Below are 14,933 nucleotides of genomic sequence, written 5' to 3' on the forward strand. Positions count from 1 at the left end.
CCCTGACATCCTTCTCACGCACGCTTGAATTACGGCTGCGCTACCTAAAAGCGCGCCGCAGTGTCTCGCCGGAATTTGTAGTGAACACGTACTTAAGAACAGGTAACAATCATGACTGAGAAAAATTTGCTCGCCAATCCCAGCAAAAACCGCACGCCGCGTCACCGCGCGCGCGAGTTTGCGCTGCAGGGCTTGTACCAGTGGCTGCTGAACAATGAAGACGCGACCACCGTCGTGAACAATATTCGCGCCGCGCATGGTTTCGACAAGGCCGATGGCGATCATTTCACGGTGCTGCTGTACGGCGCCATCAAGGATTCGCTGGCGCTGCGCGAAAGCATGGCACCATTGATCGACCGCAATATCGCGGAACTGTCGCCGATCGAACACGGCATCCTGCTGATCGGCGCATTCGAGCTGAAGAACAACATGGAAATCCCGTACCGCGTCGTCATCAACGAAGCGGTCGAGCTGGCCAAGTCGTTTGGCGGTATCGACGGCCACAAGTATGTGAACGGCGTGCTGGACAAGCTGGCAGTGAAATTCCGCGAGGAAGAAGTGGGCGCCAACAAGCGCAAGTAATATAGAGAGCAGCTCCTGCGGCCAATGCTGCAGGGCAATAAAAAAGCCACCGGCACTTGCGTGCGGTGGCTTTTTTACTGGGTGCCGCTTTTTGGATGCCCCTGTGAGGGCTTTTAAAGGGTCACAGGCCGGCGATCTCGTTATGGGGTAATACTTTGATGGTGATGCCGCTTTCCGCTGCCGGGGCCTTGGCTGGCGCTGGCGTGTTCGATGCCATCACCGGCGTCGTCGTCGGCACGCGCTGGCCGGCCGACACTTGTTTCAGGCGGCGGTATTCAGCCAGCACGCGCGAGCCATAGCCCGAGTCGGTGGCGAAGTTGGCGGCGCCGACGTAGGTTTTGAGGCCCGCTTCGACGGAACCGCCACGCGTGACGTAGTCTTTCAGGATCAGCGAGCCGACACGGATGTTGGCGACGGGATTCAGGGCTGCTTGCACGCCGCCCATTTCCTGGAAGCGCTCATGGTGCACTTTCGACATGACCTGCATCAAGCCTTGCGCGCCGACCGGGCTTTCCGCGAACGGGTTCAAGCCCGATTCGATGGCCATCACGGCCAGGATCAGCAGCGGGTCCAGCTTGATTTCACGGGCTGTCAGGTAGGCCGTCGAGACGAGCATATTGGTCGCATCGTTGGCTACGCGGTAGCGCTTGGAAAGCCAGTTGGTGACCCATTGCTGCTGCTTTTGCGTGCCCAGCAAGGCTTTTTCTTCCTTGCTCAGCGGTGCGTCGCTGGCGGCCGTTTGCACGGAAGCAGGCGCTTCCATCAGTGCCGACAGGGCAGGTGCTTCAACGGCTTGCGCCTCTGCCATCGGCAGCGGGAACAGGCTGTGCGTCAGTTGCTTGCCCAGGTCAGGGCGGAACATCAGCAGGGCGATCAGTGCCAGGGCGGAAATGCCGAAGACTGTCAGTGTGTGTTGTGCCGTGGTCAATACGCCACGTGCCGAAATGGCTTGTGCGCGGGCGCGCAAACGCGCCAACGCTGGCTGGCCAGCCACGGTTGAAGCAGGCAAAGCTGCTTCAGTGCTACGATGAGTCATAGAGTTCCCCGAAATGTCGCGTCAACAGGCAGTCCCTCCGCGGTCTCGCGGTGTTGTGGGTACTGCCAATGCCGTGCATCAGAAATATCATCGTTTCCGCCGCGTATGGATGCGTGCGAGAAACGCCGTCATTGCTTGCTTGAGCTGATCGGTCCCGTTTTTGGTATTGGATCAGTCGCAATACAACTTTTACCGGGGGTAAGGCAGACGCCTTTTGAAAACACTCCTTAAAATGTCATGTGGAGCCCCGACTCCGTGAATGAAAGAGAAACGCTAAAATCAAGCTCTGGGCCGGCGTGCTCTTTCAAGTTGGGCGAATTGTAGAAGCCGTTTTATATCAAGTCAATACTAACGAATCGTTTCTTTATTACTTTTATGTCTTACTTTTTGTCTTGCATTGTGCCAAAAGCCAATAAAATCAATTACTTGGCATAGATCCTTCAGCAACGGCGTCCGACGTCAAAAAAAATTAAAAACACATGAAATATTCAGATTTGCGAGATTTTATTTCTCAACTGCAACAAATGGGTGAACTTAAGCCCATTTCGACCCCCATTTCACCGATTTTGGAGATGACGGAAGTCTGCGACCGCACCTTGCGCGCGGGCGGACCGGCCTTGCTGTTCAACAATCCGACGGGATACGATATGCCGGTGCTGGGCAATCTGTTCGGCACCACGCGCCGCGTGGCGCTGGGCATGGGCGCGGAAGATGTGAGCGAGTTGCGCAAGATCGGCCATGTGCTGGCGCGGCTGAAGGAACCAGAGCCGCCGAAGGATTTCAAGGATCTGCTGGGCCTCGGTTCCCTGGTGAAATCCGTGTGGGACATGTCGCCGAAAGAGTTGCGCGGCGCGAAGTGCCAGGAAATCGTCTGGGAAGGCAACGACGTCGACCTGGCGCGCCTGCCGATCCAGCATTGCTGGCCTGGCGACGTCGCCCCCCTGATCACCTGGGGCCTGGTGATCACCAAGGGCCCGAACAAGAAGCGGCAAAACCTGGGCATCTACCGCCAGCAAGTGCTGGGGCGTAATAAGGTCATCATGCGCTGGTTGGCGCACCGGGGCGGGGCGCTGGACTTCCGCGAGCACGCGATCCAGAGCAAGGGCAAGCCGTATCCGATCGCCGTCGCGCTGGGCGCCGATCCCGCTACTATATTAGGGGCCGTCACGCCGGTGCCGGACAGCCTGTCCGAATACCAGTTCGCCGGCTTGCTGCGCGGCAGCCGCACGGAGCTGGTGAAAGCCATCGGCAGCGAGCTGCGCGTGCCCGCTTCCGCCGAAATCGTGCTCGAAGGCCATATCTACCCGGATGAAAAGCATCCGAGCGGCTACGAGCACGCGCTGGAAGGGCCGTATGGCGACCACACGGGCTACTATAATGAGCAGGACAGTTTCCCCGTGTTTACCATCGACCGCATCACCATGCGCCGCGACCCGATCTACCACTCCACGTATACAGGCAAGCCGCCGGACGAGCCGGCCGTGCTGGGCCTGGCCCTGAACGAAGTGTTCGTGCCGCTGCTGCAAAAGCAGTTCAGCGAAATCACGGACTTCTATCTGCCGCCCGAAGGCTGCAGCTACCGCATGGCCGTGGTGCAGATCAAGAAACAGTACGCGGGCCACGCCAAGCGCGTGATGTTCGGCGTGTGGAGTTTCTTGCGCCAGTTCATGTATACCAAGTTCATCGTGGTGGTCGATGAAGACGTGAATATCCGCGACTGGAAAGAAGTCATTTGGGCCATCACGACGCGGGTCGACCCCATCCGCGACACCACGCTGGTCGACAACACGCCCATCGATTACCTGGACTTCGCCTCGCCGGTCAGCGGCCTGGGCAGCAAGATGGGGATCGACGCGACGAATAAATGGCCGGGCGAAACGACGCGCGAGTGGGGCACGGTGATCACCATGACGCCGGAAGTGAAGGCGAGGGTGGATGGCATCTGGCAAGAGCTGGGTTTGTAGGTGCTAAGTAGGTCGGGTTAGCGCTTGCGCGTAACCCGACGTTGCGGCTCGGCAGTGTCGGCCGCGTACTCAGCAGTGTCGGCTTACGGCCTGCGGCCTAAGCCGACCTACGCAGACCCACGCCGACCTACGCCGACGCACACAGCATTGACACGGCAATTTCCCAATCTTGCGCAGGTCGGTTATAATTGTCCTTGGCGGGCCCCTGCGCATCGTGGCATGGCTAACCTGGTCAGGTCGGGAACGAAGCAGCCACGGCTATTAACCATGAGTGCCGCAGATCAGGCTCGCCTCCTTCGGGAATGTTTTATCAGGATCAACAATCAAGCTGCCATGGGCAGCTTTTTTGCTTTTACGGTCCCTTTTTCTTGCCGAGCTGCTGCATTGCCGGGCTTGCCGTGTTTTCCATATTTCCAGCTGGCCATGTTATACAATTGCTGCTTTGCCGCGTTTGCCATTTTGAATGGCCCGGCCATGAGGCTTGCGCCCGCCGCGCAGGATCACCCGCAAAATCGCATGGTAAAATCTCAGCATGTCCTATCAAGTCCTCGCCCGTAAATACCGCCCCAAGAATTTCGAGACGCTCGTCGGCCAGGAGCACGTCGTGCGCGCTCTCACGCATGCCTTGCACAGCGGCCGATTGCATCACGCCTACCTGTTCACGGGCACGCGCGGCGTCGGCAAGACGACCCTGTCGCGCATCCTGGCCAAGTCGCTCAATTGCATCGGCCCCGATGGCACGGGCGGCATCACGGCCCAGCCTTGCGGCGTGTGCGAAGCGTGCACGGCGATCGATGCGGGACGCTTTGTCGACTATATAGAGATGGATGCGGCATCGAACCGTGGCGTCGATGAAATGGCGCAGCTGCTCGAGCAAGCCGTGTATGCGCCAAGCAATGCGCGCTTCAAGGTCTATATGATCGATGAGGTGCACATGCTGACGAACCACGCGTTCAATTCCATGCTGAAGACGCTGGAAGAGCCGCCCGAGCACGTGAAGTTCATCCTGGCCACGACGGACCCGCAAAAGATTCCCGTGACCGTGCTGTCGCGCTGCCTGCAGTTCAACCTCAAGCAGATGCCGCCCGGCCACATCATCAGCCACCTGGACAATATCCTGGGACAGGAAGGCATCGCCTTCGAACAGCCAGCCTTGCGCCTGCTGGCCCAGGGCGCCCACGGCTCCATGCGCGATGCGCTGTCCCTGACGGACCAGGCCATCGCGTATGCGGCTGGCGAAGTCACGCTGGACGCCGTGCAAGGCATGCTGGGTGCGCTCGACCAGTCATATCTGGTGCGCCTGCTCGACGCGCTGGCGCAGCAGGATGGCGCCGATCTTCTGGCCGTGGCCGACGAGATGGCTTCGCGCAGCCTGTCCTACAACGGCGCCCTGCAAGATCTGGGCACCTTGTTGCACCGCATTGCGCTGGCGCAAACCGTGCCCGCCGCCTTGCCGCAGGACTTGCCCGAATACGCGGACATCGTGCGCCTGGCTTCCGCGTTTGACGCGGAAGAAGTGCAGCTGTTTTACCAGATCGCCGTGCATGGCCGCAATGAGCTGGGCCTGGCGCCCGATGAATACGCGGGCTTTACCATGACCTTGCTGCGCATGCTGGCCTTTCGGCCCGGCATAGGCGGCGCCGATGGCGTGCCGGCTGCACCGGCCGCTGCCACGGGCAACCGTCCGGCCGCCGTGGCCGCTGCGCGCGCCGCCGCAGGGGCTTCGGCTCCCGCCGCCCGCGCCGCCACGAACAGCGTGGCCAGCCACGCCGCCGTGACACCGCCCGCCGTGGTCGCCGCCGCAGCCGCCAGCATGGCGCGCAGCGAAGCGCCGCCGCCACGCGCGGCTGCGCCGGCGCCAGCCGCTGCACCGGCGCCGGCACCAATGGCGCCGCCGCCCGCTACGCCGCCAGCGGCTGCTCCTGCTGCGGCTGCCCCGGCAGCATCGGGCGCCCCGATCAGTTCCGCCCGCGCCGCCATCAATGCGGCGCTGGAAGCGGCCCGCGCCGCCTCGAAAGGCCGTCCGGGCAGCGCGCCGTCGGCGCCATCGTCGGCGCCCAAGCCAGCCGCACCGGCACCAGCAGTGGCGCCTGTCGCCGCTGCCCCGGCCGCGCCGGTCCAGGCAGCTCCGTCGCCACCGCCCGCCGCCGCGAAAGCGCCGGCGCCGTGGGACGACGCGCCACCCGTGGCCGTGATGGAAGCACCGGTATCCGTACCGGCGGCGGCACCGGTACGCCAGGCGCCGCCGCCACAGCAGGCGCCCGCCGACGACGACTTGCCGCCGTGGGTCACCGAATTTTCCGACGACAGCGCCTCCGCGGCCGTGTCGGCGCCCGCCGCGCAGAGCAGCGAGCAGCCGGCCGTCATCATGCCGCAGCGTGCTGCCAAGCAAGCCGCGCCCAGCGGACCGTATGTGATCACGCCCGTGCCTGGCCTGGACTGGGACGGCAACTGGCCGGCCGTCGCCGCCGTGCTGCCCCTGCGCGGCATAGCCCAGCAATTGGCCGTGCAGGCCGAGCTGATCGAATGCCTGCACGACGGTCACAGCACCACGTTCCGCCTGCGCGTGCCGATCGACACGTGGCGCAGTCCGGCCAACGTGGAAAAACTGGCTGCCGTGCTGAGCGAGCGCTTTGGCCGCAAGGTCAATGTCGATACGGAACTGGGCGCTGTCTGGTATACGGCCAGCGCGGAAGCGCAGGCCCACCGCGAGGCGTGCCAGCTGCAAGCGGAAGAAACCATCGCCAGCGATCCCTTCGTGCTCGACATGAAGCGTGCATTCGACGCTTTTGTTGTGCCGGGAACGATTACCCCTGCACCGGCCGGCTCCGCCGCGCCGACCCTGCATTGATGATTAACACACTCACAAACTGAATTGAACGGAGCATTCTCATGATGAAAAATCAACTGGCTGGCCTGATGAAGCAGGCGCAAGCAATGCAAGACAACATGAAAAAGGCCCAGGAACAACTGGCGCTGGTGGAAGTGGAAGGCCAGTCCGGCGCCGGCCTCGTCAAAATCGTCATGACGTGCAAGAACGACGTCAAGCGCGTTTCCATCGACCCATCGCTGCTGGCCGACGACAAGGACATGCTGGAAGACCTGGTGGCTGCCGCCTTCAACGATGCCGTGCGCAAGGCGGAAGCGACGTCCGCTGAAAAAATGGCAGGCTTGACTGGTGGCATGAACTTGCCAGCCGGCTTCAAAATGCCATTCTGATGCACTGCCGCATGCGCTCGATCCATGGCACGGGGCAGGGTTGATCCATGTCCAAGTCGCTTGAATTCCTGACCGAGGCGCTGCGGCGCCTGCCCGGCGTCGGCCCCAAGTCGGCGCAGCGGATGGCTTTTCATTTGTTGCAGCACGATAGGGAAGGCGCGGCCATGCTGTCGCGCGCCCTGTTCCAGGCCGTCGATGCCGTGCATCACTGCGGCCTGTGCAACACCTTTACCGAACACGAAGTGTGCGAGACCTGTCTCGACGAAGAGCGCGACAAGCGCTTGCTGTGCGTGGTGGAAACGCCCGCCGACCAGCTGATGATCGAGCAGACGCTCACCTACAAGGGCCTGTATTTCGTCCTCATGGGGCGGCTGTCTCCGCTGGACGGCATTGGCCCGAAAGATATCCACCTCGAAAAATTGTTGAACCGCGCCAACGATGGCGTGGTCGGCGAAGTGGTGCTGGCCACCAATTTCACGAATGAAGGCGAAGCGACCGCCCACTACATCAGTGAAATGCTGAAGGCGCGGGGCTTGCGCGTGAGCCGCCTGGCCCGCGGCGTGCCCGTGGGCGGCGAACTGGAATACGTCGACGCGGGCACGATTGCCCGCGCGATGCTCGACCGCAGGGCAACCTGAACACAACATGACAACATCCTCCGCGACCACTGGTCCATTGCAAGGCATTAAAGTGCTGGAACTGGGCACCCTGATCGCGGGGCCCTTCTGCGCCCGCATGCTGGCCGAATTCGGCGCCGACGTGATCAAGATCGAGTCGCCCGATGGCGGCGACCCCATCCGTACCTGGCGGGTGCTGAAGGATGGCACCTCCCTGTGGTGGTCGGTGCAGGCACGCAACAAGAAAAGCATCACCTTGAACCTGAAGTCGCCCGAGGGCCGCGCCATCGCGCGCCAGCTGGCCCTGGAAGCGGACATCATCATCGAGAACTACCGTCCAGGCGTGCTGGAAAAGTGGGATCTCGGCTACGAGCAGCTCAAGAAAGAGAAACCGTCGCTCATCATGGTGCGCCTGTCCGGCTTTGGCCAGACGGGGCCGATGAAGGACTTGCCCGGTTTCGGCGCCATCGGCGAATCCATGGGCGGCTTGCGCTACGTGTCCGGCTTTGCCGACCGCCCGCCCGTGCGCGTGGGCGTGTCCATCGGCGACTCCGTGGCGGCCCTGCACGGCGTGATCGGCGCCATGATGGCCCTGCGTCACCGCGACGTGACGGGTGGCCGGGATGGCGGCGAAGGGCAGATGGTCGACGTGGCCCTGTATGAATCCGTGTTCAACCTGATGGAATCGCTGGTGCCCGAATACGACCAGGCGGGCGTGGTGCGCGAGCGCACGGGCGGCTCCCTGCCCGGCATCGTGCCCTCGAATACCTACACGACGGGCGACGGCGAAAACATCGTCATTGCGGGCAATGGCGACGCCATCTTCAAGCGCTTGATGCTGGCCATGGGCCGCATCGACATGGCGGGCGACCCGCAACTGGCGCGCAACGACGGCCGGGTGGCGCGCACGCAGGAAATCGACGACGCCATCGGCGCCTGGTGCGCCACGCACACGATAGACAGCGCGCTGGCCGTGCTGAAGGCAGCCGACGTACCGGCCGGTAAAATCTACTCGGTGCGCGACATGCTGAGCGACCCGCAATTCCTCGCCCGCGACATGTTCGAACAACACCATTTCGCCGACGGCACGCCCGTGAAATTGCCGGCGATCAGCCCGAAACTGTCCGCCACGCCGGGCAAGACGCAGTGGCTGGGGCCGACCTTGGGCCAGCACAACGACGAGGTGCTGGCGTCGCTGGGGTTTGACGCGGCCGCCATTGCGCGGCTCAAGGCGGATGGGGTGGTGTAGGTTTAGCTTGGTAAATCATCTTGACCCCAGGCAAGGGCTGGGGTCGGACCCTCAGGGTCCGACCCCGGATTCTGTCCTTTGGGTTTTATTAAGGAATATCGTGAAGCAGTCGTCCCTCCGCGCCACCCGTGCGCGTCTGATCCCCGCGCTGGCCATCTCCATCCTCTTTTCCGCCTGCGCCAGCTTCCCCCACGACGCACCGGTCACGGGCTTGCGCCTGATCGGCGAGCAGCGCATCGCCTTGAAATACCCGTTCGAGGGCACCACGGTGGGCGGCTTGTCCGGCATCGATTACGATGCGGCCAACAAGAGCTGGGTGATGGAAAGCGATGATCGCTCGGCAATCAATCCGGCTCGCTTTTACCGCGCCACCTTGGCCTACGACAGCAAGGCGTTTACGGGCGTGACTCTGGCCAGCGTGCATTTCTTCACGCAGCCCGACGGCAGCCGCTATCCGAACCTGGCGCATGCAAAGCTGGAGCAGGGCGACCAGGTGCCCGACATCGAAACCATCCGCGTCGATCCCCAGGACGGCAGTCTGTGGTACGGCAGCGAAGGCAACCGCAAGGTGGGCTTGGACCCCTTCGTGCGCCATGCCGATAGTGGCGGCCACTACCTGGCCACCTTGCCCACGCCCGCCATGTTCAAGGTTGCGAAGGACGAAATCGGCTCGCGCAACAACATGAGCTTTGAAGCGCTGTCGTTTTCTTCGGATGGCAAGAGCCTGTGGCTGGGCATGGAAGCGGCCCTGTACCAGGATGCTCCGCTGGCCACGCCCGACATCGGCTCCGTCGTGCGCATCACGCGCCTTGACCGCGCCGGCAGCGTGCTGGGCCAGTACGCGTATCCGATTGAGCCCGTGGCGTCGCGGCCCGCGCCGGGGAAGGAAGCGGACAATGGCGTGTCGGAAATCCTCGCCGTCAACGATCACCAGCTGCTGGTGGTGGAGCGGGCCGGCGTGGAACACGCCGACGGCCTGTACACGAATCACGTGCGCATCTACGAGATGGAAACGCAGGGCGCCACCGATATCCAGGCCATTCCGGCGCTGGCGGGCGCCCGCTATGTGCCGGCGCGCAAGCGATTGCTGCTGGACCTGGAAAAGACCGGCCTTGAAAGAGTCGACAATATCGAAGGCATCAGCTGGGGACCGCGTCTGGAAAACGGCCGCCGCAGCCTGGTGATGATTTCCGACGATAATTTCAACGCCCAGCAAGTCACGCAAATCCTTGCCTTCGAAGTGCTCTAGTTTCCACGCTGGCCAGCTGGCCCCTCTGCCTGGCCAGCATGGCCGTGATCGTGTCGTGCGGTGACGGGTGGCCCAGGAAGTATCCCTGCGCCATGTCGCAGCCGTATTCTTCCAGCATCAGCAGTTGCTCGTCCGTTTCCACGCCCTCGGCCACCACCACCATCTTCAAACCATGCGCCATGGCGATGATGGCGCGCGTGATGGCCGCGTTTTCCGTATCCTGCGGCAATCCGGCGATAAAACTCTTGTCGATCTTCAAGGCCCGCACGTCGAAGCGTTTCAGGTAATTCATTGAAGAATATCCCGTGCCGAAGTCGTCGATCGACAGGTACACGCCGATGCCGCGCAATTGCTCCAGGGTCACCATGGTGGCGCGCGCATCGTCCATCAAGGTGCCTTCCGTCAATTCCAGTTCCAGCAGGCGCGCGTCGAGGCCCGTGTCGGCCAGGGCCGAGAGCACGATCTGCATCAGGTTTTCATCCTTGAATTGCTTGGCCGACAGGTTCACGGCCATGCGGATGGCGCGTCCGCCGTCGCTTTGCCAGGCCTTGGCCTGGTTGCACGCCGTGCGCAGCACCCATTCGCCGATCGGCACAATCAATCCCGTCTCTTCGGCCAGCGGGATGAATTCCGTGGGCGAGATGATGCCCCGCTCGGGATGGCGCCAGCGGACCAGCGCTTCCACGCCGACGATCTGCGTGCTGGGCACGTCGATCTGCGGCTGGTACAGCAGGTACAGCTCGTTGTTCTGCAAGGCTTTGCGCAGGCCCACTTCCATCTTGACGTGGCTCATGATTTCCATCGTCAGCGATGAGCTGTACAGCTTGGCGTTGTTCTTGCCGCAGTTCTTCGCGTGGTACATGGCCGTGTCCGCATATTTGAGCAGCGAGTTGCAATCCTCGCCATCTTCCGGATACAGCGAGATGCCGATGCTGGCCGTGACGAAAATCTCGTGTCCTTCGATCATGAAGGGCCGGCGCATGGCTTCTTTCACGCGATGCGCCACGTTGAGCGCGTCCTCCACCCGCTCCAGGTCGGGAATCAGGATCGTGAATTCGTCGCCGCCCAGGCGCGCCAGGTTGCTGCCGCCGGAGATGCCGTCGAGTTCATACTCTGCGCGCAGCACCAGGTCGCTGGGGCGGATGGTTTCGCGCAGGCGCTCGGACACCACCTTGAGCAAATGGTCGCCCACGTCGTGTCCCAGGGTGTCGTTGATGCGCTTGAAAGCGTCGAGGTCCATGAACAGCACGGCGAATTTCTTGTCGTGTTCTTTTGAGCGCACCAGTTCGCGCTCCAGCGTTTCCAGGAACGCTTGGCGGTTGGGGATGCCCGTCAGGCTGTCGCAATAGGCGAGGCGGCGGATCTGCTCTTCCGTGCGCTTGCGCTCGCTGATGTCGCGTACCAGGCCCAGCACTTCATCGGCCCCCGTTGCCACCAGGCGCGCCTCGAAATGGCGCGTGCTGTCTTCGTGCGTGAGCGTGTAGTCGACCGAGCCGATATGCTGCGTGGCCAGCACGGCGTGCGCCTGGTCCAGCAGGCGCGCGGCGATTTCGGGCGGCAGCACGTCGCGGATATGGCTGCCCACGCAGTCGCTGAGGGAAAAGCCGGCGCTGGCGTCGTGCCCCTGTTCGTAGTCGAGATAAAAGCCTTCGCGGTTCAGGCGGAAGAAGGTGTCGGGGATGGCGGCCAGCACGGCGCGGTTGTGCGCGTCGGCGATGCGCAGGCGGGCGATGGCGTCGCTGGCGCGCAGCACGTACAGCACGCGGTGGCCGAGGATGGGCCAGTTGATGGGTTTGGAAATGAAATCCGTGGCGCCCACCTCGTAGGCGCGCGTGACGGCTTCCAGTTCGTCGCCGCCCGTGACCATGATGATGGGCACCGTGCCGCCCACTTCCTGGTGGCGGATTTCGCGGCACACGGCAAAGCCGTCCATGGCCGGCATGTCGACGTCGAGCATGACCAGGTCCGGCCCGCTGTGCTTGTAGCTGGCCAGGGCCTGCACGCCGTCTTCGGCCTCGATCACGTCCAGGCCCACCTGCGTGAGCATTTGCCGCATCAGCAAGCGCATCACGGGATCGTCGTCGGCCACCAGCACCAGGCCGCGGGGAGGGGAGAGGGGCGCTGTCATGTCAGTGTTCCTTCACGAGGATGGCGTTCAGCGATTCGCGTACGGCCAGGAAGGCCTGCTGCATTTCTTGCAGCAGGGGAGCCGCGCCCTCGGTGCTGCCGGCGCGGCCCAGTTTTTCCATCTCCTTGCACAGCTGCGCCAGGCCATCGGCGCCCACGTTGGCGCTGCCCGACTTGAGGCTGTGCGCCACCTTGCGCAGCGCTTCCGCATCCGCGCCGGCAATCGCTTCGCGCATGGCGCTCAATTGGCGCGGCGTCTCGCCGGTAAAGGCGAGGATGACCCGTTCGAGCAGCGCATCGCCATCCGTGCCGGACAGGGCGCGGATGTTTTCCAGCGCCTGCCGGTTCAGCGGCTGGGCCGATGTCGGGGAGGCAGGCGCAGGCGGCGGCACTTCGGGCGGCGCCTCCTGCGGCGTGTGTGACTGCGGCGCTTCGCTGTGGTGCACGGTGGCCGCGCGCGGCAGGGTGATCCAGCGGGCGATCGTGTGGCCCAGGTCTTGCTGCGTGAACGGTTTGCTCAGGTAATCGTCCATGCCGGCCGCCAGGCATGCTTCGCGGTCGCCCTGCAGCGCATTGGCCGTGATGGCGACGATGGGCAGCACGCGCGCGTGGCCGCACTGCTGTTCGTGGCGGCGGATTTCCGCCGTGGCGGCAAAGCCATCCATCACCGGCATCTGGCAATCCATCAAGATCAAATCGAAATCCTCGGCCTGCGCCGCCTGCAAGGCTTCTTCGCCGTTGCGCGCGCAGACGACGTCCAGGCCCAGGCTGTCGAGCATGGCCAGCGCCACTTCCACGTTGACGGCATTGTCCTCGGCCAGCAGTACGCGGCGGCGCTGGCGCCGGCCCACCTGGCGCGCCGTGTGCGGCGGATGGATGCGCAGGCTGTCGCTGGCGCGTGGCGGCGTGACGATGCAGTCGAACAGGTCGCATTCGCGGGCCGGCTTGATCAGCTGAAAGGCTACGCCCGCCTCGCGCCGCTGTACGGGATCGGCCGCCGCCTGTTCCGTGCTCAGCAGCAGTAATTTGAGGTCGGCCAGCAGCGGATCGCTCTTGATGTTGGCGGCCAGGGCCAGGCCGCTGGTGCGCGGCAATTCCATGTCCAGCAGGGCCACGGCATACGGCGTGCCGGCCTGGGCCGCCGCGCGCAGCTTGCCCAGGCAGTCGCTGGCCGTGCCGGCGCTGTCGCTGACGATGTGCCAGCTGGCCAGTTGCCGCTCCAGCACGGCGCGCGTGGCGGGTGTGTGGTCGACGATCAAGGCGCGTAACCCTCGCGTGGTTTTCAGGTTGAAGGACGGGTCGTCGCTGTCGACCCGCCGCTTATCGAAATTTACTTCGAACCAGAAGATCGAGCCTTGCGTTAAAGCATTATCAACGCCGATAGTGCCGCCCATCAGCTCCACCAGCTGTTTCGAGATCGTCAGCCCCAGGCCGGTGCCGCCGTGCTTGCGCGTGGTCGAACCGTCCGCCTGCGAGAACGATTCGAAGATGCGCGTCTGCGCCTCGTTCGACACGCCGATGCCCGTGTCGTGCACCTCGAAACGCAAGCCCACGCTGGGTGCGTCTTCGCTGCACACGGTCACTTTCACCGTGACCTTGCCCGTTTCCGTGAACTTGATGGCATTGCCCAGCAGATTGACGATGATCTGGCGCAAACGGTTCGGGTCGCCGCAGATGGCGATGGGGATGTCGTAGGCGATATCGAATTCCAGGCTGATGTTTTTCGCTTCCGCCTGCGGCGCGAACACGTGTTCTATGTCGTCGAGCAATTCGCGGAAATTGAAGCGGATGTATTCCACGCTCAGCTTGCCCGCCTCGATCTTGGAAAAGTCGAGGATGTCGTTGATGATCACCAGTAAATTCTGTCCCGAGCGCTGCACCATGCTCGTGTAGTGGCGCTGCTGCGGGCTCAAAGGGCTGGCTAGCAGCAGTTCCGTCATGCCCAGCACGCCATTCATCGGCGTGCGGATTTCATGGCTCATGGTGGCGAGGAAGGCGCTTTTCGCGTGACTGGCCGCCTCGGCCGCATCCTTGGCCTTTTCCAGCTGCGCCGTGCGCACGCCCACCTGGCGTTCGAGCTGGTCGCGGTAATTGGCCAGGGTGCTGTCGCGGCTGTCGATCTGCGCCAGCATGTCGTTGAAACTGTCGATCAGCACGCCCAGCTCGTCGCTGCGCTGGTGCGCGATGCGGTGGCTGTAGGTCTGGCTGCTCGACACTTTTTGTGCTGTATCGATCAGCTTGGTGATGGGTTCGGCGATCACGCTCTTGAAGCGCCGCGCGAGGAACACGGCGATCAGGAAGGACAGCACGGTGGCGCCGCCGATGGCGCCCACGTGGCGGCCGATGTCGCGCCACATGTGGTTCAGGTCCGCCTCGATCAGCACGGCACCGATGATCTGTTGCGGCTCGCCTGGCCGGTAGACGGGGCGGTACAAACGCATGGCGGGCGCCAGGGTCGTGCCCGAACCTTGCGTGACGGGCTGCACGGCCATGTCGGCCAGCAAGGCCGGGTCCATGTCTTCCGGCGCCGGCAGGCCGTCCGCATGCTGCGGCGCGCGGTATAGAGCGAACAGGCGCCCGCCCTTGTCGAACAGGGCCGCCTGGGCCACCTCGTCGCGCGCGGACAAGGCCGCCAACACCTGTTCCGCCTGCCCCTGCGCCGATTTTCCCGCCAGCAAAGGCACCGCGCCGGCCGCACCGATCACGCCCGCCAGCGACAGCAATTGCTTGCCTTCATCGTTCTTGTGGCTGAGCACGGACGTCAGCGCAAACGCCACGAACACCAGCAGCAGCGCGCAGCCCGATGACAGTACCGAAATCATGGTCAGCTTCTGGCTGATGCTGGAGCGTTGGAAATTGAACATGAGTCGCTGCTTCCCCGGTCGCCCGT

General features: G+C 63.3%; 11 protein-coding genes and 1 other RNA gene. 8 read left to right on the forward strand and 4 right to left on the reverse strand.

Features of this window, described 5'->3' with window-relative positions; genetic code table 11:
• The first annotated feature begins 111 nt into the window (after positions 1 to 111).
• Positions 112 to 582, forward strand: coding sequence for a transcription antitermination factor NusB (nusB, locus tag U0004_RS09225; protein WP_034786595.1), 471 nt, complete (start codon positions 112 to 114; stop codon positions 580 to 582).
• Between the two features lie 121 nt (positions 583 to 703).
• Here the strand turns inward: nusB and U0004_RS09230 are convergent, their stop codons facing one another.
• A complete protein-coding gene (locus tag U0004_RS09230) occupies positions 704 to 1,618 on the reverse strand; it encodes a lytic transglycosylase domain-containing protein (RefSeq protein WP_052140520.1) in 915 nt (304 codons plus the stop codon).
• Positions 1,619 to 2,097: 479 nt separating this feature from the next.
• On the opposite strand from U0004_RS09230, the gene ubiD reads away from it, so the two are divergent.
• On the forward strand, positions 2,098 to 3,582 hold the full coding sequence (gene ubiD / locus U0004_RS09235) for a 4-hydroxy-3-polyprenylbenzoate decarboxylase (protein WP_071653620.1): 1,485 nt from the start codon (positions 2,098 to 2,100) through the stop codon (positions 3,580 to 3,582).
• 196 nt (positions 3,583 to 3,778) lie between these two features.
• Positions 3,779 to 3,877: signal recognition particle sRNA small type (gene ffs / locus U0004_RS09240), an RNA gene on the forward strand.
• Positions 3,878 to 3,905: 28 nt separating this feature from the next.
• On the opposite strand, the gene U0004_RS09245 is transcribed toward ffs, so the two are convergent.
• Complete coding sequence (locus U0004_RS09245) at positions 3,906 to 4,058, reverse strand: hypothetical protein (RefSeq protein WP_167468641.1); 153 nt, start codon at positions 4,056 to 4,058, stop codon at positions 3,906 to 3,908.
• A 56-nt stretch (positions 4,059 to 4,114) separates the two neighbouring features.
• Between U0004_RS09245 and dnaX the strand changes: the two genes are divergently transcribed.
• The 5 genes from dnaX to U0004_RS09270 all read left to right on the forward strand — a co-directional run bounded on the left by dnaX (position 4,115) and on the right by U0004_RS09270 (position 9,916).
• Positions 4,115 to 6,433 (forward strand): DNA polymerase III subunit gamma/tau, encoded by a 2,319-nt coding sequence (gene dnaX / locus U0004_RS09250; RefSeq protein WP_115057436.1) that lies wholly within the window; start codon positions 4,115 to 4,117, stop codon positions 6,431 to 6,433.
• A gap of 41 nt (positions 6,434 to 6,474) precedes the next feature.
• Positions 6,475 to 6,801, forward strand: a complete 327-nt coding sequence (locus U0004_RS09255; protein WP_034759121.1) for a YbaB/EbfC family nucleoid-associated protein — start codon at positions 6,475 to 6,477, stop codon at positions 6,799 to 6,801.
• A 47-nt stretch (positions 6,802 to 6,848) separates the two neighbouring features.
• Complete coding sequence (gene recR, locus U0004_RS09260; RefSeq protein ID WP_034786598.1) at positions 6,849 to 7,439, forward strand: recombination mediator RecR; 591 nt, start codon at positions 6,849 to 6,851, stop codon at positions 7,437 to 7,439.
• 7 nt (positions 7,440 to 7,446) lie between these two features.
• Positions 7,447 to 8,667, forward strand: a complete 1,221-nt coding sequence (locus tag U0004_RS09265) for a CaiB/BaiF CoA transferase family protein (protein ID WP_070255267.1) — start codon at positions 7,447 to 7,449, stop codon at positions 8,665 to 8,667.
• 100 nt (positions 8,668 to 8,767) lie between these two features.
• Entirely contained in the window at positions 8,768 to 9,916 is a 1,149-nt protein-coding gene (locus U0004_RS09270; RefSeq protein WP_070255264.1) for an esterase-like activity of phytase family protein, read from the forward strand.
• Here the strand turns inward: U0004_RS09270 and U0004_RS09275 are convergent.
• Both U0004_RS09275 and U0004_RS09280 read right to left on the reverse strand, forming a co-directional pair.
• A complete protein-coding gene (locus U0004_RS09275; protein ID WP_034786602.1) occupies positions 9,885 to 12,044 on the reverse strand; it encodes a putative bifunctional diguanylate cyclase/phosphodiesterase in 2,160 nt (719 codons plus the stop codon). The two genes, U0004_RS09270 and U0004_RS09275, sit on opposite strands and share 32 nt — an antisense overlap.
• Position 12,045: 1 nt before the next feature.
• Positions 12,046 to 14,907 (reverse strand): hybrid sensor histidine kinase/response regulator, encoded by a 2,862-nt coding sequence (locus U0004_RS09280; RefSeq protein ID WP_070255261.1) that lies wholly within the window; start codon positions 14,905 to 14,907, stop codon positions 12,046 to 12,048.
• Between the last annotated feature and the right edge of the window lie 26 nt (positions 14,908 to 14,933).

Origin of the sequence: Janthinobacterium lividum, assembly GCF_034424625.1 — a bacterium.
In the GTDB taxonomy this organism is placed as follows: Bacteria; Pseudomonadota; Gammaproteobacteria; order Burkholderiales; family Burkholderiaceae_D; genus Janthinobacterium; species Janthinobacterium lividum.

Excerpts from the sequence above, each read along its gene's own strand:
- U0004_RS09275 (WP_034786602.1), bottom strand. The coding sequence starts at position 12,044 with ATGACAGCGCCCCTCTCCCCTCCCCGCGGCCTGGTGCTGGTGGCCGAC.
- U0004_RS09245 (WP_167468641.1), bottom strand. The coding sequence starts at position 4,058 with ATGGCCGGGCCATTCAAAATGGCAAACGCGGCAAAGCAGCAATTGTAT.
- U0004_RS09265 (WP_070255267.1), top strand. The coding sequence starts at position 7,447 with ATGACAACATCCTCCGCGACCACTGGTCCATTGCAAGGCATTAAAGTG.
- U0004_RS09230 (WP_052140520.1), bottom strand. The coding sequence starts at position 1,618 with ATGACTCATCGTAGCACTGAAGCAGCTTTGCCTGCTTCAACCGTGGCT.
- nusB (WP_034786595.1), top strand. The coding sequence starts at position 112 with ATGACTGAGAAAAATTTGCTCGCCAATCCCAGCAAAAACCGCACGCCG.
- recR (WP_034786598.1), top strand. The coding sequence starts at position 6,849 with ATGTCCAAGTCGCTTGAATTCCTGACCGAGGCGCTGCGGCGCCTGCCC.
- U0004_RS09280 (WP_070255261.1), bottom strand. The coding sequence starts at position 14,907 with ATGTTCAATTTCCAACGCTCCAGCATCAGCCAGAAGCTGACCATGATT.
- dnaX (WP_115057436.1), top strand. The coding sequence starts at position 4,115 with ATGTCCTATCAAGTCCTCGCCCGTAAATACCGCCCCAAGAATTTCGAG.
- ubiD (WP_071653620.1), top strand. The coding sequence starts at position 2,098 with ATGAAATATTCAGATTTGCGAGATTTTATTTCTCAACTGCAACAAATG.
- U0004_RS09255 (WP_034759121.1), top strand. The coding sequence starts at position 6,475 with ATGATGAAAAATCAACTGGCTGGCCTGATGAAGCAGGCGCAAGCAATG.